Source organism: Streptomyces sp. NPDC001858, assembly GCF_053594615.1.
On sequence record NZ_JBSFEV010000038.1, the window covers coordinates 1 to 18,322 of the forward strand.

Annotated in this window: 19 protein-coding genes; 5 read left to right on the plus strand and 14 right to left on the minus strand. The window is 71.1% G+C overall.

Annotated elements, in window-relative coordinates; translation table 11 throughout:
* Window positions 1-142 precede the first annotated feature (142 nt).
* From ACWCPF_RS36320 to ACWCPF_RS36330, 3 genes are all read right to left on the minus strand, one after another.
* The gene (locus ACWCPF_RS36320) at window positions 143-598 is read right to left on the minus strand and encodes a tellurite resistance TerB family protein (RefSeq protein WP_451049385.1); all 456 of its coding nucleotides are present in this window, start codon (window positions 596-598) and stop codon (window positions 143-145) included.
* Window positions 599-742: 144 nt separating this feature from the next.
* The gene (locus ACWCPF_RS36325; RefSeq protein WP_451049457.1) at window positions 743-1,606 is read right to left on the minus strand and encodes an SCO2400 family protein; all 864 of its coding nucleotides are present in this window, start codon (window positions 1,604-1,606) and stop codon (window positions 743-745) included.
* 159 nt (window positions 1,607-1,765) lie between these two features.
* Window positions 1,766-2,698, minus strand: coding sequence for a Rieske 2Fe-2S domain-containing protein (locus ACWCPF_RS36330; RefSeq protein ID WP_451049386.1), 933 nt, complete (start codon window positions 2,696-2,698; stop codon window positions 1,766-1,768).
* A gap of 252 nt (window positions 2,699-2,950) precedes the next feature.
* Between ACWCPF_RS36330 and ACWCPF_RS36335 the strand changes: the two genes are divergently transcribed.
* On the plus strand, window positions 2,951-3,484 hold the full coding sequence (locus ACWCPF_RS36335; RefSeq protein ID WP_451049387.1) for a hypothetical protein: 534 nt from the start codon (window positions 2,951-2,953) through the stop codon (window positions 3,482-3,484).
* On the opposite strand, the gene ACWCPF_RS36340 is transcribed toward ACWCPF_RS36335, so the two are convergent.
* Window positions 3,459-4,193, minus strand: coding sequence for a TetR/AcrR family transcriptional regulator (locus tag ACWCPF_RS36340; RefSeq protein ID WP_451049388.1), 735 nt, complete (start codon window positions 4,191-4,193; stop codon window positions 3,459-3,461). The two genes, ACWCPF_RS36335 and ACWCPF_RS36340, sit on opposite strands and share 26 nt — an antisense overlap.
* A gap of 143 nt (window positions 4,194-4,336) precedes the next feature.
* Here ACWCPF_RS36340 and ACWCPF_RS36345 point away from each other — a divergent pair, with 143 nt between their 5' ends.
* Entirely contained in the window at window positions 4,337-5,389 is a 1,053-nt protein-coding gene (locus ACWCPF_RS36345) for a medium chain dehydrogenase/reductase family protein (protein ID WP_451049389.1), read from the plus strand.
* 17 nt (window positions 5,390-5,406) lie between these two features.
* Here ACWCPF_RS36345 and ACWCPF_RS36350 read toward each other — a convergent pair whose 3' ends face one another.
* Window positions 5,407-6,156: a hypothetical protein gene (locus ACWCPF_RS36350; protein ID WP_451049390.1), complete on the minus strand. Its 750-nt coding sequence runs from the start codon at window positions 6,154-6,156 to the stop codon at window positions 5,407-5,409.
* A 12-nt stretch (window positions 6,157-6,168) separates the two neighbouring features.
* Window positions 6,169-7,053 carry a DNA-processing protein DprA gene (locus ACWCPF_RS36355; RefSeq protein WP_451049391.1) on the minus strand — a complete coding sequence of 295 codons (885 nt, stop codon included), beginning with the start codon at window positions 7,051-7,053 and terminating at the stop codon, window positions 6,169-6,171.
* 214 nt (window positions 7,054-7,267) lie between these two features.
* On the opposite strand from ACWCPF_RS36355, the gene ACWCPF_RS36360 reads away from it, so the two are divergent.
* Both ACWCPF_RS36360 and ACWCPF_RS36365 read left to right on the plus strand, forming a co-directional pair.
* Complete coding sequence (locus ACWCPF_RS36360) at window positions 7,268-7,924, plus strand: RNA polymerase sigma factor (RefSeq protein ID WP_451049392.1); 657 nt, start codon at window positions 7,268-7,270, stop codon at window positions 7,922-7,924.
* Window positions 7,921-9,012: a CU044_5270 family protein gene (locus ACWCPF_RS36365; protein WP_451049393.1), complete on the plus strand. Its 1,092-nt coding sequence runs from the start codon at window positions 7,921-7,923 to the stop codon at window positions 9,010-9,012. The genes ACWCPF_RS36360 and ACWCPF_RS36365 overlap by 4 nt, the downstream gene beginning before the upstream one ends.
* A 63-nt stretch (window positions 9,013-9,075) precedes the next feature.
* On the opposite strand, the gene ACWCPF_RS36370 is transcribed toward ACWCPF_RS36365, so the two are convergent.
* Together ACWCPF_RS36370 and ACWCPF_RS36375 are read right to left on the minus strand one after the other, a co-directional pair.
* Window positions 9,076-10,281: a CU044_5270 family protein gene (locus ACWCPF_RS36370; RefSeq protein WP_451049394.1), complete on the minus strand. Its 1,206-nt coding sequence runs from the start codon at window positions 10,279-10,281 to the stop codon at window positions 9,076-9,078.
* 1 nt (window position 10,282) lies between these two features.
* On the minus strand, window positions 10,283-10,846 hold the full coding sequence (locus ACWCPF_RS36375; RefSeq protein WP_451049395.1) for an RNA polymerase sigma factor: 564 nt from the start codon (window positions 10,844-10,846) through the stop codon (window positions 10,283-10,285).
* Window positions 10,847-11,060: 214 nt separating this feature from the next.
* Here ACWCPF_RS36375 and ACWCPF_RS36380 point away from each other — a divergent pair, with 214 nt between their 5' ends.
* On the plus strand, window positions 11,061-12,482 hold the full coding sequence (locus tag ACWCPF_RS36380) for a DUF2252 domain-containing protein (protein ID WP_451049396.1): 1,422 nt from the start codon (window positions 11,061-11,063) through the stop codon (window positions 12,480-12,482).
* A gap of 448 nt (window positions 12,483-12,930) precedes the next feature.
* Here the strand turns inward: ACWCPF_RS36380 and ACWCPF_RS36385 are convergent, their stop codons facing one another.
* The 6 genes from ACWCPF_RS36385 to ACWCPF_RS36410 form a co-directional block, all read right to left on the minus strand.
* On the minus strand, window positions 12,931-13,152 hold the full coding sequence (locus ACWCPF_RS36385; RefSeq protein ID WP_351906099.1) for a CarD family transcriptional regulator: 222 nt from the start codon (window positions 13,150-13,152) through the stop codon (window positions 12,931-12,933).
* 229 nt (window positions 13,153-13,381) lie between these two features.
* The gene (locus tag ACWCPF_RS36390) at window positions 13,382-14,929 is read right to left on the minus strand and encodes a glycosyltransferase family 39 protein (protein ID WP_451049397.1); all 1,548 of its coding nucleotides are present in this window, start codon (window positions 14,927-14,929) and stop codon (window positions 13,382-13,384) included.
* A 38-nt stretch (window positions 14,930-14,967) separates the two neighbouring features.
* Window positions 14,968-15,774: a class I SAM-dependent methyltransferase gene (locus tag ACWCPF_RS36395; protein WP_451049398.1), complete on the minus strand. Its 807-nt coding sequence runs from the start codon at window positions 15,772-15,774 to the stop codon at window positions 14,968-14,970.
* A 116-nt stretch (window positions 15,775-15,890) separates the two neighbouring features.
* Entirely contained in the window at window positions 15,891-16,847 is a 957-nt protein-coding gene (locus tag ACWCPF_RS36400; protein ID WP_451049399.1) for a transporter, read from the minus strand.
* Entirely contained in the window at window positions 16,844-17,743 is a 900-nt protein-coding gene (locus ACWCPF_RS36405; protein ID WP_451049400.1) for an ABC transporter ATP-binding protein, read from the minus strand. The genes ACWCPF_RS36400 and ACWCPF_RS36405 overlap by 4 nt, the downstream gene beginning before the upstream one ends.
* Window positions 17,740-18,237, minus strand: coding sequence for a GntR family transcriptional regulator (locus tag ACWCPF_RS36410; protein ID WP_451049401.1), 498 nt, complete (start codon window positions 18,235-18,237; stop codon window positions 17,740-17,742). The genes ACWCPF_RS36405 and ACWCPF_RS36410 overlap by 4 nt, the downstream gene beginning before the upstream one ends.
* Window positions 18,238-18,322 lie beyond the last annotated feature (85 nt).

Below are 18,322 nucleotides of genomic sequence, written 5' to 3' on the forward strand. Positions count from 1 at the left end.
CGGCGCGACGCTGTTCTCCGACAACGCGGAGAGCGCGGACGCGGCCTGGACGGCGAGCGGGTTCTCCCGCATCGGCGCGTCCATCACGGACGACGCGCACCGCATCGGCGGTGCGCCCCCTCCACTCAGCAGCTCGGGCTCGTCAGAGGTCGAACTCGTGCGGGGGCAGTTCGAGGGTGAAGCAGGCTTCCCGGACCACGGCCTGCTCGGTCTTGTCGAAGTCGCCGTCCGCGCCGCCGATGACGATGCCGATCTGGATGACGGCGCGCGCCTCGGCCGGCTTCTTCTTCGCCTTGGCGACCTCCTGCAACACGCTGACCTTGCCGAACGCGAAGTCGGTCGTCAGCTTGTCGAGGTTGGCGTCGAAACGCCGTTGCAGATCCATGGCGTCGAAGTTCTTGAGCACCTCGTTGGTGGCGATCAACTGCGCCACCCGCTGCCGTTCGGCCGGGTCGATGCTGCCGTCCGCGGCGGCGACCAGGGCGCACATGGCCATGCTCGCGTCGCGGAAGGCACCGCTCTTGAGGTCGTTCTTCTTCGCCTCGAGTTGGGTCTGCATCGTCGACGCGGACTCCTTGATGCGATCCCACAGGGCCATGAGAACTCCAGACGGTCGATACGGATCAGAACTTGAACTAACGATCGCCTGGATTGGTTCCCGCCGTTCCGGTTCCCGCCCGTTCCGACTCCGTTTTCGGTTCCGGTTCCCGTTCCCGTTCCGTTTGAGTTCCTGGAACTCCGCTCAGCCGAGGCAGATCAGGCCCAGCAGACAGATGTCCGACGGTGAGGTCGCCGCGGGCGCGGAGCTGCTTCCGGATGTCGGAGCCGACGTCGACGGCGACGTGGACGTCGAACCCGACGAGTCGGCGGCGCTGTCGCCCGCGGCGGGCGTGGCCGCCTGCTGCCCGGACGACGTGCCGGACGTGCCGGTGGGCGTGGTGACGGCTCCCCCGTACGAGGAGGCGCCGGTCCCCTGCTGCGCGGCGCTGGGCGAGGCGGCCGTCCGGGGCGCGGCGGGCGCGGCGGCGCCGTCCGGTCCGGCGTTCGACGGGGTGTAGCGCTCGCCCCCGAGTTCGGTCGCCGTGGACGGCGGCCGGGTCGGCGCGGTGGGGGCGGTCGAGGGCCGGTGCGCGTCGGACCGGTCGACCGTCGGGCGGGTGTGCTCCGAGGTCGGTACCTCGCCCCCGTACGTGGTGGGGTTCTCCGGTGCGGTGGCGGCCTGGGCGCGGTCGCCGCCCTGCCGGTCCAGCGCGCTGACGGTCAGTCCGCCGCCGACGAGGGCGACGGCCGTCGCGACCACGGCCCGGCGCTGGTTCTTCTTCCAGCGCGCCAACTGCCGCCGCCGCGCGGCCCGCCCCGGCGGCGCGGACGCCACGGGCGGCACCTCGGGCTCGGGCAGCACGGGCAGCACGGGCCGCACGGGCCGTGCCGGCCGCTCGCGCGACTCGGCGTGCGCGACGGCGTCCACGGTGTTGTCCACGGTGGCGTACGTCGTCGTCTGCGCGGGCCGGAGCGTGACCGGGGCGATGTCCGGGGCGTAGGCGCCGCACCCGGGACACACCAGGGCCCCGTTGAGATGCCGACGACACGAGGAGCAGTAGTCCATCTGCGGCACGCTAACGAGTCCTTCGAACGACTGTGTGCAGCCTGTGTGATGCTCCTGCGCGGATCCGTCGCGGATCTGTCGGGGATCCGTCGTGGATCCCCTGAGGGGTGTGGGTGGGCGTTGCGGCGAGGCCGCCACGTCCACCCGCGTGAATATGAATCAACCCGGCGTGAACGCTGGGGGATAGAACTGTGCGTACCAGCGGCGCAGTGCCCTGATCCCCTTCTCGTGCGGGAGCAGGACCGGCCGGGCCCGATGGATCTTGTGGTCCCAGATCCGGACCTCTTCGCGCACCTCGCCCAGCGCCTCCGCGCGGAAGACGAGTTTGAGCGTGGGGGTCAGGAAGCGGGCCCGGGACGGTTTGCGCAGGTAGTAGAGCATCCGCAGTTCGCTGGTGCGGTCGTCGACCGGGGTGGAGAGGGCGACGGCGGTCACGGAGAGCACCGGGCCATGGGTGCGGACCACCATGACTCCCGGGCCGTACATGAACGCGTCGAAGGTGTTGTCGATGTCCCGGCCGAGGACGCGCCGCCGGATCCGCCCGCGCACCTCGGCGAAGGGACCGTCCACCCGCCAGTCCTGGACGGGGGGTTCGCTCTGGCCGTGGATGAAGTGGAAGTGGGACTCGTCGACGATGTTCTCGCGCATCTCCTGGATGTGGATCCGGGCCCGGCAGGTGTCGTCGACCGGGGTGGCGAAGTCCCGGGACGTGGCCTCCGGGATGGCGGGGACTTCCCAGGAGGGTTCGTCGGGACCCACGTACACGAAGACGAGGTCGCTGTGCTCGCGGACCGGGAAGCCGCCGAGGGCCGCCTTGGGGGTGCGGACCGCGAAGGGAGCCGCCACGCACCTCCCGTCGACCCCGAACCGCCACCCGTGGAACGGGCACTCCACCGTCCCGTCCACGACCTTCCCGCCGGCGCCGAGGTGCGCGCCGTAGTGCGGGCAGTGCGCGTCCCGCACGGCCGCCTGCCCGTCGGCCCCGCGGAAGGCGATGAGCGCGCGCCCGAAGTAGTGCAGGCTGACGACCTTGCCGCGCCGCAGCTCGGCACTCCGCAGCACGGCGTACCACCCGAACGGAACGACCGGCATCGGATACGCATCCGCTCGCGGGTCACGGGGCAGGCCCGAAAGACCGTCTTCCTGACTCCGGGGTAAGAACATGGGGGAAGGCTAACGGCCGAGGCGGTCCCGCAACGAAGAAATCGATCACCGCCCGAACCAGACAACGGAACTCGGGCGTGTGTACGGCGGTTGCCGCGATGGACTCACGTGTGTGGGGTGGCGCAAGTAGGGTCCCTGGCGATGGTCTTGTGAGCGGCGGGGGCGGGGATGTCGGGGCAGTTGTTCACGTTGATCGGTGTGCTGGTGGGCGCGGCGGCCTCGTACGTCGGCGGGGCGTTGATGGAACGGGCCCGGTGGCGGCGGCAGCTCTCCACGCGATGGGACGAGCACCGCTTGGAGTGCTACCTGCGTTATGCCGACGCGGTGAAGCGGTTCTCGTCGGTGGCGGGTCGGCTGGCTGCGGGGAAAGGCCTCTTCCGGCTTCCTCAGCCACTCGCCGAGGAGGCCGGCCTGGAGTTGTTGGCCGAAGCCGAACTGGAGCGCGGCTACGCCTTCGAGGCCCTTCTCCTCATGGGAGACGCGGAGACCATCTCCGCGGCCAGGGCGCTTCAGCGCCATGCCTGGGTTCTGGAACAGTTCGTCCGCGACATGCGTCCGGGCACCCCGGACGACTGGATGAACGCGTTCCGTGAATTCCAGGAGAAGCGGGACGAGTTCTACATCGCCGCTCGTGGAAGCCTCGGCGTGCAGGCGAAGTTCCGGCTGCGCTCCGAGGATCCCGTTCTGCTCAACGCCGATCCCCGTCAGCTGTAGAGCGGCCGAGTCCAGGGACAGGGGCAGGGTCGGGGTCAGGGACAGGGGTCGTCAGGGTGGTCAGTTCGGCTGTGTAGAGGAGGGCTGGGTCGAAGCCCATGGTGGTGAAGTGGCCTGCCAGTTCGAGGGAGAGGACGCCGTGGAGGCGGGTCCAGCAGGTCAGGGCTCGGTGGAGGGCGGCGGGTGGGGCGGGGTGGCCGGGCGTCCACTGGTCGCCGAGGCCCTCCAGGTGGGCGGTGAGGGGGGTGGCGGGGGTGTCCGTGGGCAGGTCGGCGCAGGCGTCGAGCAGGGACGTCATGATCTCGGACGCGATCGTGGTGACGTCGTCGGGCGCGTGGTAGCCGGGGACGGGCGTGCCGTACACGAGGAAGTAGCGGTGGGGGTCGGCGAGGGCCCAGGCGCGTAGCGCGTGGGCCAGTGCGGGCAGGCCGCCGCCCGTGGCCGAGGCTGCGTGGAAGGTGTCGGCGAGGCTTCGGTAGGCGTCCCGGACCAGCTCGGTGATCAGCTCGTCGCGGCCGGCGAAGTACCGGTACAGGGCGGGTCCGCTCATGCCCATCTGTTTGGCGATCGCGTTGAGGGAGAGCGCCGAGGCCCCCGCCGTGGCGATCTGCTCCCACGCTCGTTGCTTGACCTCCGCCCGTACCTGCGCGCGGTAGCGCTCCCGCGGGGTCGTCGTGCCCGTCTCCGCCGTGGTGCCCGTCTCCGCCATGGCCTGCCGCCACCTCTCCGCATGCCCGCCTATAGCTCCAAGATTTAGTTAGAGGCTATCACGATTGTTATTGACACCCCTTCTGTGAGTGCGTTACAACTTCTAACGAACCCAAGTGCACCTAACGCTCGCTGGAGGTCGTCATGAACGCCGAAGGAACCGCCGAACTCGTCGAACTCGTCGAGGTCGTCCTGCCGGGGAAGGTCGAGCCCGAGGGGCTGCGGATCCGGCACGGGGTCGTGCCCGTCCCGGGGCCCGGGCAGGTGCTGGTCCGGATGGAGGCGACCGGAGTCTCCTTCGCCGAGCAGCAGATGCGTCGCGGCCGCTACTACGACCAGCCGCCCTTCCCCTTCGTCCCCGGCTACGACCTGGTCGGCACCGTGCTGACGACCGGCGAGGGCGTCGACCCCGGCCTGGCCGGCACCCGGGTGGCCGCGCTGGTCAAGGTCGGCGGCTGGGCCAGCCATGTGCTCGTCGACGCCGCCGACGCGGTGCCGGTGCCCGACGGGATCGACGCGGCGGAGGCGGAGACCCTGATCCTCAACGGCATCACCGCCTGGCAGATGCTGCACCGCAAGGCCCGTTTCCGCGCGGGCGGCACGATCGTGGTCCACGGCGCCAACGGCGGCGTCGGCACGGTGCTCGTCCAGCTGGCACGGGCGGCCGGTGCGACGGTGATCGGCACCGCCTCGGCCCGCCATCACGACGCCCTGCGCGAGCAGGGGGTCGTCCCGGTCGACTACCGCGCCCCGGACCTCGTCGCGCGGATCCGTGAACTCGCCCCGGCCGCCGGTGTGGACGCCGTCTTCGACCATGTCGGCGGGCGCGGCATCGTGGACTCCTGGCGGCTCCTCGCGCCCGGCGGCACGCTGGTGTCCTACGGCACCGCCTCGACCCGGGACGACGAAGGGTCCAAGCAGTGGCCCGTGCTCAAGCTGCTCGGCCGGCTGTGGCTGTGGAACGCCCTGCCCAACCGCCGACGCGCCTACTTCTACAACGTCTGGGCGGGCCGCGCCCTGGCCAAGAACCGGTTCCGGGCCCGGCTGCGCGCCGACCTCACACAGGTCTTCGCCGCCCTGCAACGCGGCGACGTCACCCCCCGAATCGCCGGCCGACTGCCGCTCGCCGACGTCGCCGAAGCGGTACGGCTCGCCGAGTCCGGCACGGTCGTCGGGAAGGTCGTCCTCAATCCGTAGGGCGAACGGTTCTCGACTCAGCCATGGCGCCAGGGCCGTAGTCCGCAGACGTTCCAGGAGAAACTGCGCAGGCGGGCCTGTTCGACGAGGGTGGCGGTGTCACCGTAGGTGAGGTTGAGGTGCCGACCGAGGACGATGACGGCCACACTGGCCACGCCCGCCGTCTTCAGGGCTGCCGCCGCGGACTGGGCGTGGTGGCCCGTGACCCAGGTGTCGTCGACCAGCAGGACGTTCCCGCCCCAGAGAGCCGAGGAGGAGTATCGCCAAGAAGAGGCGGTACGTCCGAGGGCGGCGGCGTCGGGTGACGGTGCGAGCAGGTCGCGGTACCGGTTGCGGGTGGCGCCGACCACGTCGGCCACCATGGTGCGCAACGGGTGGTCCTCACGGCCGCTGGTGCTGGGCACTGTGGTGACGATGTCGAAGCCCGGTACGGCGCAGTGGGCTGCGATGCAGGCTTCGTGCTGCTCGAGGAAACGCCACAGGACGGCAGCCAGGCCCGTGCGGAAATACCGCTGTTGCGCTCCTGCGGTGTTCTTGTAGCGCCACAGTTCGTTGGCGTACTGCTCGTTCTTGAGCGCAAGGCTCACCGGAACCACGGCGTCGGCGACCTTGGAGCCTAAGATCTTTCTGGCTTCCTGGCATTGCCAGCAGGTGGGGTAGCCGGGTTTCGCCGTACCGCGGCAGACCTGGCAGACGCCGGGCCCCGGTAGCAGCGGGTGGACGAGGAAGTTGGCGTAGCGGGCGGACAGTTCACCGACAGTTGCCACGCGCTCCGCCGCTCAGGCCCAGGTGAGCTCGCCCGTGGACGGGACGAGAGAGTCGAGATGGCCGAAGACATCGTCCGGGCCGTCGATGACGGTGGTGTTGGGGCGGCTCGCGTACTCCCGGGCCCATTCATGGGTCATGAGAGAGCGCATGAGGAACACCCGGCGGCCGTGTTCCAGAGCCAGGCGGGCCTGCATACGAGCGCCGCTTCGGTAGGCGGCCTCCACGACGACGGTGGCCAGGCTGTAGCCGCTCATTACGGCATTGCGCATAGGAAATGACGTCTTCGAAGGCGGTGCATCCGGCCAGAACTGGGAGATCACCAGACCACGCTCGATGATTTCCCGCTGCAGGGCGGCGTTCTGCGCCGGGTAGGTCTGCCGTAGGCCGGTGCCGATGACGGCGACCGTGCGTCCGCCGACGGCGAGAGCCGTGCCGTGTGCGGCGGTGTCGATACCCGCGGCGAGGCCGCTGACCACGGTGACGCCACGCTCGGCGAGTCCGCCGGCGATGGCCTGCGCGTGGGCGATGCCTTCGGGCGTGGGCTTTCGCGTGCCGACGACGGCGACCCGCAGATCGGCGTCGACGGACGTTCCGCGCAGGAACAGGAACGGCGGACGTTGGTGGACCAGCCGCAGATAGAGCGGGTAGTCCTCGTCGAGGATCGTCACCAGCCGCATACCCTCGTGTTCCCAGGCGGTGATCTCAGCGGCGATGGCGTCCAGGTCCACGGCCGGACCGGTGTCGAAGAGGGCGCTCTGGCCCGAGGCGTCGAGGGCGTTCTCAAGGACGTCGCGGGCACTTCCGACGGTTTCGATCTGGTCGGTGAGCTCGGGCCAGGGGCGATCACCGCGCCGCAGAAGTGCGACGAGGGCGGCTCGCTCCAGCTCGTGGTCCATGCTGCAAGTATAGGAAGAATGCCTTCCTCGGCCGGACGCTTGCTCATTCGCCGGCACTTTGACCGCGACGCGGCGGCTTCTTCTGCCCCTGGATCGACCCGGTGGCCTTCTCTCTGCCCTTGGCGGCACCCGCGCCCAAGCGTCAGTGTCGTGTGACGCAGGTCACGGGAAGTTGGGGTGGGGTGGCGGACAGCTCATGGAGGTGAGCACACATATGCGTACCCGGGTACGGGCCGGGGAGTCGGGCGCGTTCGCGGAGCTGTTCGACAGCTACTCCCGCGCGGTCTACAACCATGCCTTCCGGCTGACGGCGGACTGGTCGACGGCCGAGGACGTGATGGCCGCGACCTTCCTGGAGGCGTGGCGGCTGCGCGACCGGGTCGAGCGGGAGGGTGGTTCCCTGCGGCCCTGGCTGCTGGGCATCGCCACCAACACCGCGCGCAACCAGTTCCGGAGCAACCGGCGTTACCGGGCCGCGGCCGGCGCCGCCGCGGCCGCCGAGTCGGCCGTGCCCGACCACGCCGACGAGGTCGCCGACCGGATCGACGACCGGCAGCGGCTGGCGAAGGCGCTCACCGCCCTCGCCACCCTGCGCAGACCGGAGCGCGAGGTCGTCGCGCTCTGTCTGGGGGAGGGGCTCGACTACGAGGCCGCGGCCGAAGCGCTGGGGATCCCGGTCGGCACCGTCGCCTCCCGGCTGTCCCGGGCCCGCAAGAAGCTGCGCGCGCTCGCCGCCGACCCGCCGCCCACGCGAGAAGACGGCAGGCAGTTCGGAAAAGTTGGCGGAATGTGGGAAGGCGGGCGTCCCGCCCGACAGACAAGAGGCGATCACACCAACGTGGTCCGGCCCGTGCAGGGAGGAAACCGATGAACGCGAACACGGACGACGGCGCAGAGCTCTTCGCCTCGACGGCGCGTGATCTGCCGACGGGCCGTCACCAGTTCCACAAGGAGCGTCTGATGGCCCAGATCCACGACATGCGGCAGGCAGAAGAGTCCGAGGCTTCGGCCTCGGCCCAGGCCCAGGCCCCCGGCAAGGTCCGGCGGTTTCGGATGCCGCGGCTGGCGATCGCGCTGCCCGCGATGGCCGCCGCCGTCGCCGCGGCGGTCGTCGCCGGAGTGGTGACCGACGGCGGCTCCGGGGTCAGGGACGGCGGTGTCGCCACCGGACCCGCCCTGACCACGACCCTCGGCACCCCCGTCACCGAGGGCGTGCCGCAGCTGCTCGACCAGATCTCGCTCGCTGCGGCCGAGGCGCCCCACCCGACCGTCGGGCCCGGCCAGTTCATCTACATCGAGTCGAAGACGGCCGACACCTTCGTGAAGACGGTCGACGACAAGTCCTTCCTGGCCGGCCACGAGCTGCACCGCCGTCAGGTGTGGGACTCCGCGGACGGCACCAAGGGCTGGCTGATCGACCCCGCCGTCAACGACAGCCCCGAGGGCGAGACCCTGAGCCTCCCCGACGAGCAGGGCAACACCCCCACCGCGCACCTGGGCGCGCCGTCCTACGACTACCTGACCAAGCTGCCCACCGACCCCGACGCGCTCCTCGCCAAGATCTACAAGGAGACGAAGGGGCAGGGCAACACCCCCGACCAGCAGGCGTTCAGCACCATCGGCGACCTGCTGAACGAGAGCTACCCGCCGGCGGAGCTGTACGCGGCGCTGTTCAAGACCGCCGCGAAGATCCCCGGTGTGGTGATCGTGAACGACGCGGTGGACGCGATCGGCCGGCACGGCGTGGCGGTGGCCCGGCTGGACGAGACGAGCGGGCAGCGCGAGGAGTGGATCTTCGACGAGAAGACCCATGTCTTCCTCGGCGACCGCTCGGTCCAGGTCAAGGGCTATACGGAGGAAGGAGTCCTGATCAAGCCCGGCACGGTCACCTCCACCAGCGCCGTCATCACCCGGGCCATCGTCGACGGCATCAAGCAGACACCGTCCCAGTCCGGCTGACGACGACGGCGGCGGCGGCGGTCGCATCGCTGATGTCGGCGATGCGACCTGGCCGCGCGCCGGCTACAGCTGCCGGTCGCTCCACTCCGCCTTTTCCGTGGCGGTGTAGTTCACCAGCGTTCCCGCGGTGACGCCCGCCTCGGCGGCCACGGCGTTCGGCTCGGTCACCGTCTGCTGCTCGCTGAGCAGGGCGCCGGTGTCCGGGTCGACGATCAGCTCGGACCGGACGGCCCCGTACTCGGGCGAGTCGTAGGCCGGCAGGGCGAAGCCGACGCCCTTGCGGCCCAGCGGGTCGGTCACCTCGCCGAGCGAGCGGATGCCGGGCAGGTCAGCGATGACACGGTACGCGGCGGCCCTGACCTCGGCCTTGACCGGCAGCCTGATCAGCCCGGCCGCCTGCTGCCACATCCACTCGGTGCGGTCGGAGATCTCGCCGTCGCCGTCCGCCTCGTAGAGGTCGGCGAGGTAGGCCTTCAACTCGGCGCTGTCGCCGGGGAGTTTCTGCAGGTCCGCATAGGTGACGTTGTCCGCGCCCAGCGCGGCGATCTTGTCGCCGACGTTGATCCGGGTCGTCGTCGGCCGGCCCTCGGACGCCGACTCGATGCGCAGCCCGAGCCTGCCGCTCTTGCCGTCGCCGGTGGCGAGGGTCAGCTCCTTCGGCGAACCGGCCGCCTGCCAGCGCTGCTTGTCGCGTGCGGTGCGGGGCTGGGTGGAGGCGTCGATCCCCGACACCCACCGGCTCTCCGCGCCCGACTTCACGCCGTAGGACCACTCCTGCGTCTCGGTGGAGAGCACGGAGAAGCCGGACGCGGGTTCGGCTATCACACCGATCCAGGCCGAGCGGGTGGTCAGCTGCCAGTACGTGCCGTCCTGCGCGGTGCGGTCCAGCTGGGCTGCGACGTTCAGCAGCGCGAGGCGGCCGTTCGCCGGGGTCTGCCCGGATCCGGCGCCGTCCGTCGATGCCCCGGCACTCGTCCGGGAGCCGCCGGTCTCCACGCCGGTGCCCGCGCCGCTGTCGGCCAGCGTGCCGACGACCACGGCCGCGACCACCGCCGTCGCGGCGGCGGGCAGGGCCCAGCTCCAGCTGAACGGGCGCACGGGCCGGGCCGGGCGGACCGCCTTTCGGGTCTCGGGCTCGTCCTGGGTGCTCGCCAGGATGGCGATCAGGTCGTCCCGGGCGCGCTCGGAACCGGCCAGCCGGGCCGGGTCGAACTCCGCGGGCCGCGCCTGGGCCAGCGTCTTCATGACATCGGGCCGCTTGCGTGCCATGTCAGTGCTCCTTCACATTCACAGTCGCAGTCACCTTGGGGCGGGAGTCACGGGAGCGTCCGGCCGGCCGCGCGACCTCGTCGACGGCTCTTTCCAGCCGCCGTCTCGCCCGGTGCAGCCGCACCTGGAAGGTGGCGGTGGAAATGCCGAGGACGCGTGCGGCCTGTCGCGGGGCGAGCCCGTTCCAGGCGACCAGCGTCAGCACCTCGCGGTCGGCGGGCGACAGCCCGGCCAGCGCCTGCAGCGCCGCCGCCCGCTCGGTCACATCGGCGGCCACGTCGTCGACCCGGCCGCCCGAAGACGTGATGATGCGCTGGGCCTCCTCGGCGGCCGCCGCGTACTGTCTGCCGTCGCGGCGGCGCAGTTCATGGGTCAGATTGCGGGCCACGCCGAGCAGCCACGGCAGCGGCGGCGTCGGTATGTCCCGCATCCGCCGCCAGGCGACCGTGAAGGTCTCGCTGGCGATGTCCTCCCCGATCTGACGGCCCACCAGGCTCGACGCATAGGCGAGCACCCGGGGCTGGCACTCCTCGTACAGGTCACGGAAGCGTTGGACTTCGGTCACGCACCGTCTCCTCGTCTCGACTCTCACCTGGAAGTGGTCGGGAGCCGCGATTTCTTACAGGGGAGATTTCTTACCGGCGAGATTTCTTGCGGGGAGATCTCCTACGGGGCGGAGCGGAAGGTCTGCGCTCGCCCGAAACCCGCCCCGAGGATAGGCTGAAGGGTGCATTTGATCAGCTGATCAGGTGTTTTATGAGCTTCCCGGAGCCGCCGTCATGACCCAGAGCCGTCACCCGGACGGGCACGAGATACGGCACCGCACCCCGCAGGAGCGGGCCGCTCTCGGTAAGGCCGCGCGCAGCGCGGTGCCTCGGTCCAGTCACGCAGAGTTCGCACCCGGGCCGAAGCGGCCCGACCCGCTGGAGATCATCGAGAAGCAGTCGGCGACCCGGCTGCCCGACCTCGTGCCGATCCGCTACGGGCGGATGTCCGAGTCGCCGTTCCGGTTCTACCGGGGTGCCGCCGCCATCATGGCGTCGGATCTCGCGGACACTCCGCGGTCGGGGTTTCGGACCCAACTCTGCGGCGACGCCCACATGTTGAACTTCCGGCTGCTGGCGTCCCCCGAGCGGCGGCTGATGTTCGACATCAACGACTTCGACGAGACGCTGCCGGGCCCCTGGGAGTGGGACGTCAAGCGGCTGGCGGCCAGCCTCGTCATCGCGGGCCGGCTGAACGGCTTCAGCACCAAGGAGCGCAGGACGATCGTTCTGGCGACCGTGCGGTCCTACCGCGAGCACATGCGCGCCTTCGCCGCCGAGGGCAACCTGGCGGTCTGGTACACCCGGTTCGACGTGGAGTGGGTGCGCCAGCGGTTCGGGCCGGCCCTGTCCGCGCGGGGCCGTGACCGCTGGTCGCGCGCCGTGACCAAGGCGCGTTCGCGCGACACGCTCCAGGCGTTCGAGAAGCTCACCCGGATCGTGGACGGCAAGCGGAAGATCGTCCCCGATCCGCCGCTGATCGTCCCGGTCCGCGATCTGCTGCCGGGCACCGGGTACCGGGATGTGGAGCAGCCGTTGCGCGGGCTGCTCGAGCGCTACGGCCGGACGGTGCAGTCGGACCGGCGGTTCCTGCTGGAGCAGTACCGGGTCGCCGACATGGCCCGCAAGGTCGTCGGGGTCGGCAGTGTGGGCACCCGCTGCTGGATCGTGCTGCTGCTCGGCCGGGACGACCAGGATCCGCTGCTCCTCCAGGCCAAGGAGGCCGACGAGTCGGTGCTGGCCCCGCACATCGGCGCCAGCGAGGCCCGGACGCAGGGTGAGCGGGTCGTCGCCGGACAGCGGCTGATGCAGGCGACCAGCGACATTTTCCTGGGCTGGGAACGGGTCGAGGGCATCGACGGCCGACGGCGCGACTTCTATGTGCGCCAGCTGCGCGACTGGAAGGGCGTCGCCGAGGCCGAGGACATGGTGCCGCGGGGCATGCGCACCTTCGGCGAGCTGTGCGGTGCGACGCTGGCCCGGGCGCACGCCCGCTCCGGCGACCGGATCGCCATCGCCGCCTATCTCGGCGGCGGCGACTCCTTCGACCGGGCGCTGGTGACGTTCGCCGAGCTGTACGCCGACCAGAACGAGCGCGACCACCAGGCGCTCCTCGACGCGGTGAGCGCCGGCCGACTGCCCGCGCAGGAAGCCTGAGGACCCGGCCCGAACAGGGTCGACACACCGTTCACCGCCGTACGCCGGGCGGTGGCTGTACGGCGGTGAACGGGCTCGTACGGGGATGGGGATGATCGAGATGGGGACGGAAGCGGCGGACGGGGGACGTCGCTGGTCGCGCTATAGCGGGTCGGAGGAAGTCGGCCGCGGGTCGGCAGCGCCCTGTAGGGGCATAGCGGCACTTCCAGCGGAGCGCTTAGCTTGCCCTGAGCTGATCCTCGTCCAAGTCCGAAAGGAAGGACTCCGTCTCGATCTCTCCGAAGTCCGGGGCCTGGAAGGGGTTCGTCGTCGGAGGGGGTGACGCTGCCGTGGCGGAGCGGATAGCCCCCTCCGGGGCGGAGAACAGCGAGGTCGATTCGATGAGAGGTCTCCCTATCGTTACAGGGCCGTGAGGGCGCCTGGCGTGCCGTGACCGGGCACAGCGGTCCTACAGCTTGCTCATCTTCGAGTAAGGACTCAGGATCCGCTGTTGCGCCGAACCGAAATCCACGAGCGCCGCGATTCCCTCCTCGATACCGATGACCCGGCCGAGGCCGTACATGTCGTGTGTGACCTGGTCACCGACCTCGAAGTGCTTGGGCGGCGGCGCGACCGGTGCCTTGAACGGGCTGGAAGGCAAATAACGCTTCGGTGCAGCTGGCTTTGTCATTGCCACCAGTATGCGCCCGCTTGGGGCCGTTCGCTGCGGCCGTCCGCATCACTGTTCGGCACCGGCTCGGACGAACGATCACCGCCGCGGGCCGGTCTGTGGCCGTCCGACCACCCGGACGACACCGTTGACCTGGTACGGAACCCCGGCGAGCGCTCCGCTGGAAGTGCGGCGCCGTCGTGGCTGGTCGCGCAGTTCGCTGTGCCCCTTGAGGGCGCGCCCGACCTGCTCAGCGGATCCGTTCGTAGACGGTGACGCTGCGGCCGCGGGTGACCGTCGTGGAGCGCTCGATGAAGTGTTCGCGCAGGACGCGTTGTTTCGCGCGGTCGCGCGCGTTGCCGGCGGGCCGCTGCGCCGCGTCGCTGACGAGGATGACGCGGTCCTCGCGCAGCAGCGCGCGGGCGATGGCCGCCGGGTCCGCCTCGACGCCGTGCAGGGTGCCGGCGTCGGCCGGGGTGTCGACGAGGGCGATGTCGCGCAGTCCGTGGAAGGCGTCCGGGGTGACCGTGGCGGTGTCGCGCCGGGCGGAGGGGATGAAGACGACCGCGTCGGCCGGCCCGCGGACCGCCGCCACCACGTCGGCCGCGCTCAGCACGTCGTCGACGCGGCTGTCGGCGGCGCGGATGTCCTGTTCGACGGGGAGCATGGCGAGGAACGCGAGCGCGGTCACGGCCGTGAGGGCGACGGCCGGGCGCAGGCGCAGGCGGTAGGACAGGCGTCCGATGAGCTCGGTGGCCGCCACCCCCAGCAGAAGGGCCAGACCGAGCTGGGCGAACAGCACATAGCGCCCGACATAGACAGGCTGCACGGTGAGCGAGACGACAAGCAGCATCACCGTAGGCAGCACACACAACGGAAGGGCAACCACAGCCAGACTCAGTCTCCCGGCCGGGGCCGGGTGTGTGGGGGCGGGTCGGCGGGCGGCGCGTAGGAGGGCGCAGGCGGTGGCTGTCAGCACCGTGGCCGTGACGATGGCGAGGGTGCCGGGGGAGGCGGGCTGGATCCAGGAGAGTTGCCGGGACTGGCTTCGGCTGGCCAGGATCAGGGGGAGGGCGCCGAGCACGGCGGCGACCGCGGCGAGCAGCCAGCCCGCCCGGACCGCGCGGTGCGGCCGGGCGACGGCGACCGTGACGGCGTGGGCGGGCAGCGCGAGCAGTGAGAACCAGTTCAGCAGCGCCCCGAGCAGGACGGCGACCGCGTACCCGACCCAGGTCAGGGCGCGCGGGCGGCGCATCGCCGCCACCAGCAGCCAGGTCGCGTACGCGACGGTCGCGGTGACCATCGCGTACGGGCGGCCTTCCTGCGCGAACGCCTGGTTCATGGGCAGCAGGGCGACGGCGAGACCGGCCCCGAGCCCGCTCCAGCCGCCCGCGAGCCGGGCGCCGAGGTCGGCGGTGAGGGCCGCCGCCGCGGCCATCGCGAGGACCGAGGGCGCCCGCAGCGTCAGCAGGCTGTCGCCGAAGACCTCGAACAGCAGGTGCATGACCGTGTAGTACAGGCCGTGGACGACGTCCACGTTGCCGAGCATGCGCCAGATCTCGGGCAGGCTGCGGTGGGTGACCTGCCAGGTGGCGGCCTCGTCGCGCCACATGCTGTCCTGCCGGGTGATCCCCCACAGGCCCAGGACGAGCACGAGGCCCGCGGGCACGGCCGCCGTGACCGCCCGGCCGAGACCCGGCCCCGGCCCCCGCCGCCGTGCGACGCGCGGCGGCATGGGGGGCCGCGTGACGACGTGCGGCCGGGGCCGGGTGCCGGTGGACCCCGTGGGGGGCGTCATGGTGGGTGCCGTCGTGGGTGCCATGGGGGACGGCCGGCTCAGCCGTTGGTGGGCAGCGGGGAGCGGCTCACCCGTATCTTCGACTGGCCGTGCGGGCGCTGCTCCCAGTCGTCCATGAAGCGCGCGTACAGGCCGTGCTTGGTCGCCAGGACCAGCAGGGTCTCGGTGCGGTAGTAGAAGTCCTCGCGCAGCACCTGGTGCTCGGCGCCCTCGGTGCGGTCGAAGGTGAAGTCGAAGAACCCGGTGTCGGTCAGCACCCGGCCGACGTGCGCGAGGCACTCTTCGATGACGTCCAGCGGCGAGTGGGAGAAGACGCTGTGCGCGTGGATGACGTCGAAGTGGTTGTCGGGCAGGAAGTCCAGGGTGAGGTCGCCGCTGATGGTGAGGTGCGGCAGCTTGTCCTGGAGGCCGCGCTGGGTGAGCGTCTTCTTCGCGGCGATCAGGATGTCGGGCGAGATGTCGATGCCGTAGTAGTTGCCGGCGTCGAGGTGGTCGATGAAGCGCCAGCCGCCGCGCAGGTTGCCGCAGCCGATGTCGAGCATGCGGTGCTCGGGGCGCAGCCCGTGCTCCATGAGGTACTCGAACTGCATCTGGCCGAGCGCCAGCCAGCGGTCGTGGGTCTGGCTGCCGACCGCGGCCTCGGGGTTGCGGCGGGTGTCCGAGGCCATCACGGCCCGGTAGTAGCCGACGTGGTCGGGGTGCCGCAGCCGCAGCCACGCGTCCCGCCCGGCCCGGCGCAGATACGGGGAGACCCGGCCGGGGTTGCGCAGCGCGTACCCGATCTTGTGGGTGAGCGCGGCGCGGTTGTTGTTCAGCTTCTGTGGCGAGTTGGCGTCTGAAGGCATGACGAATCGACCTCCGTGCAGAGCGGGACCCCGGGCATGGGGGTACCCCGGATGAAGGGATGAAGGAAAGGAATAAAGGAAAGGAAAGGAAGGGTCTGACTGGCGTCGGACGTGGGTCAGACGCGGCGGCGCAGGATCAGGACGGTGGCGACCGTGAGCAGGACCGCGAGTCCGCCGAGGACGGCGGTGTCGATCCACTGGAAGGCCCAGTAGTCGCCGGCCGGGTTGGCCTCGTAGTAGCGGGCCACGTAGCCGTGCCGGTCCATGCAGGACTGGAGTTCGGCGCCTGCGTTGTAGGGGCAGTTCTTCAGGTCGGCACGGTCGCCGGAGGCGGTGAGCAGGCCGTACTGGCCGGCCGACCACTTGTCGCCCATGGGCACCTTGGGGAGGCCGCCGGTGCTGAGGTAGCGCTGCGGCGCGACCAACAGCCGGGCCGAGTGCGTCCACTCCAGCAGGAGGGTCGTCGCCCCGGTCACCAGCAGGGCCAGGTTCATCGCGGCCAGGACGCGGCGGGCCAGCAGACCCATCAGGGTGCCGGCCGCCAGGCCGAACAGGGCGGCCGCGACGACCCGGGGGCCCGAGCCGCTCAGGGCCGCGTTCTCGTACCAGAACACGCCGTAGCTGCGGTCGGCGGCGGGTCGCCACCACCAGGCGAAGATCCAGGCGAGCAGGGCGGAGACGGCCGTCGTGGCCACCGCGGCGAGGGCGAACCGGGACGCGAACCACTGGCCGCGGCTCACGCCCTGCGCGAGGACCATGCGGTGGGTGCCCAGGTCCCGGTCGCGGCCCAGCAGCGGGGCGCCCCAGAAGACGCCGATCAGGACGGGCAGGACGAGGTTCAGCGTGCCGAGGTACCGGAGCGGCTCGACGTTGAGCACCAGGCCCGCGCTGAGGCCGTCCGGCTGGCAGTCCTGCGGACCGGGGTCGCAGTCGTCGAACGTTCCGCTGTGCAGTGCGTCCAGCAGGTCCGAGCGGTAGTAGGCGGCTATCGCCGCGGTGGCGAGCAGGAGGGCCGCGCAGACGCCGATCAGCAGTCGCTGCTGTCGCCAGGCGAGCCAGAGGGAGCCCTTCACGCGGCCACCTCCGTCGGCCGGTCGGCGGCGGCGGCCTGGAGGCGGCCGATCAGGACGGTCTCCAGGCTGGGCCGCTCGACGTGCCAGTCGCCGCGCACCGGACCGCGCCGGCGGACCAGGGCGGTCAGCTGTCGGCCGCTGACCCGGCGGTGCACGATCTCGTGCTCCTCGGCCAGGGTGTCGGCCTGGTCGGCGTGGCCGGTCAGCACGGCGTGGCTCTCGCGCAGGTCCTCGGCGTCCTCGCTCAGCTCGACCCGGCCGTCGCGCAGCAGCAGCACCCAGTCGCAGGTCTGCTCCAGCTCGGGCAGGACGTGCGAGGAGAGCACGATGCTCGTGCCGTGTTCGGCGGCGTCGGTCATCAGCGCCGCCATGACCTCGCCGCGTGCCACGGGGTCCAGGTCGGCCATCGGCTCGTCGAGCAGCAGCAGGTCGGGGCGCTTGCCGAGGGCCAGGGCGAGGGCGACGCGGGTGCGCTGGCCGGGGGACAGCTCGCCGACCCGGGCGGTGCGTGCGATGCCGCCCTCGTCGACGGTCCGCTCGGCGGTCGCCCGGTCCCACGAGGAGTTCAGCTTCTCGCCCATCAGCAGGGTGTCCGCCACGGTGAAGCGGGGGTAGAGCGGCTTGTCCTGGGTGAGGAGGCCGACCCGGGGGCGGGTTCGTGCCGTGCCGGGTTCGGCGCCGAACACCCGCAGTTCCCCGGTGCGGGCCCGCAGCAGGCCGCCGGCCAGGTGCAGCAGGGTGCTCTTGCCGGCGCCGTTGCGTCCGACGAGGGCGGTGACCCGGCCTTCGGGCACGGTGAACTCGCAGTCCCGCAGGGCCCAGCCGCCGCGCGCCCGGTACCGGAATCCGAGTCCCGTGGCGCGCAGTGCGGCAGCCGGGGCGTCAGGTCCGGTCATGCGTCCTCCTCTGTCTGTTCGGCTGTGTCTTCGGCTGTCTGTTCGGCTTCGCTGTGCGATGTCCCGCGTCGTCTGGTGTGCGGCTGTGCGTCGTAGTGGTCCAGGGCCGCCGTGACCAGCGCGATGATGTCGGCCCGTTCCAGGCCGGCCGTCCGTGCGCGGGCCGTCCAGGCGGCGAGGTCGGCGCGCAGCGGGGAGTCGTCCTCCGCGCCGGGCCGGGCGAGCGACCGGGTCACGAACGTCCCCAGCCCGCGACGCAGTTCGACCAGGCCCGCCTGTTCCATGTCGCGGTAGGCGCGGAGCACGGTGTTGGGGTTGATGGCGGTCGCCGCCACCACTTCCCTGGCCGTGGGCAGCTTGTCCCCGACCTTCAACGTGCCCATCCGGAGCGCCCGTTCGGTCTGTTCGACGATCTGCACGTAGGCGGGGACGCCGCTGCCTCGGTCGATCCGGTACTCGACCACATCACCTTCCAGGTTCAAGCATGCTTCCATTAATGAATTAATACAAGCATGGTGGAGGGTCCCAGGGTTGTCAAACGCGGGGATGTCAAACGCGGGGCGGTCAAACACGGGGACG

Coding starts and splice junctions, on each gene's coding strand:
- ACWCPF_RS36345 (WP_451049389.1), top strand. CDS start 4,337: ATGAACGCCGAAGGAACCGCCGAACTCGTCGAACTCGTCGAGGTCGTC.
- ACWCPF_RS36325 (WP_451049457.1), bottom strand. CDS start 1,606: ATGGACTACTGCTCCTCGTGTCGTCGGCATCTCAACGGGGCCCTGGTG.
- ACWCPF_RS36380 (WP_451049396.1), top strand. CDS start 11,061: ATGACCCAGAGCCGTCACCCGGACGGGCACGAGATACGGCACCGCACC.
- ACWCPF_RS36340 (WP_451049388.1), bottom strand. CDS start 4,193: ATGGCGGAGACGGGCACCACGGCGGAGACGGGCACGACGACCCCGCGG.
- ACWCPF_RS36320 (WP_451049385.1), bottom strand. CDS start 598: ATGGCCCTGTGGGATCGCATCAAGGAGTCCGCGTCGACGATGCAGACC.
- ACWCPF_RS36405 (WP_451049400.1), bottom strand. CDS start 17,743: ATGACCGGACCTGACGCCCCGGCTGCCGCACTGCGCGCCACGGGACTC.
- ACWCPF_RS36395 (WP_451049398.1), bottom strand. CDS start 15,774: ATGCCTTCAGACGCCAACTCGCCACAGAAGCTGAACAACAACCGCGCC.
- ACWCPF_RS36365 (WP_451049393.1), top strand. CDS start 7,921: ATGAACGCGAACACGGACGACGGCGCAGAGCTCTTCGCCTCGACGGCG.
- ACWCPF_RS36360 (WP_451049392.1), top strand. CDS start 7,268: ATGCGTACCCGGGTACGGGCCGGGGAGTCGGGCGCGTTCGCGGAGCTG.
- ACWCPF_RS36390 (WP_451049397.1), bottom strand. CDS start 14,929: ATGACGCCCCCCACGGGGTCCACCGGCACCCGGCCCCGGCCGCACGTC.
- ACWCPF_RS36410 (WP_451049401.1), bottom strand. CDS start 18,237: ATGGAAGCATGCTTGAACCTGGAAGGTGATGTGGTCGAGTACCGGATC.
- ACWCPF_RS36385 (WP_351906099.1), bottom strand. CDS start 13,152: ATGACAAAGCCAGCTGCACCGAAGCGTTATTTGCCTTCCAGCCCGTTC.
- ACWCPF_RS36370 (WP_451049394.1), bottom strand. CDS start 10,281: ATGGCACGCAAGCGGCCCGATGTCATGAAGACGCTGGCCCAGGCGCGG.
- ACWCPF_RS36330 (WP_451049386.1), bottom strand. CDS start 2,698: ATGCCGGTCGTTCCGTTCGGGTGGTACGCCGTGCTGCGGAGTGCCGAG.
- ACWCPF_RS36355 (WP_451049391.1), bottom strand. CDS start 7,053: ATGGACCACGAGCTGGAGCGAGCCGCCCTCGTCGCACTTCTGCGGCGC.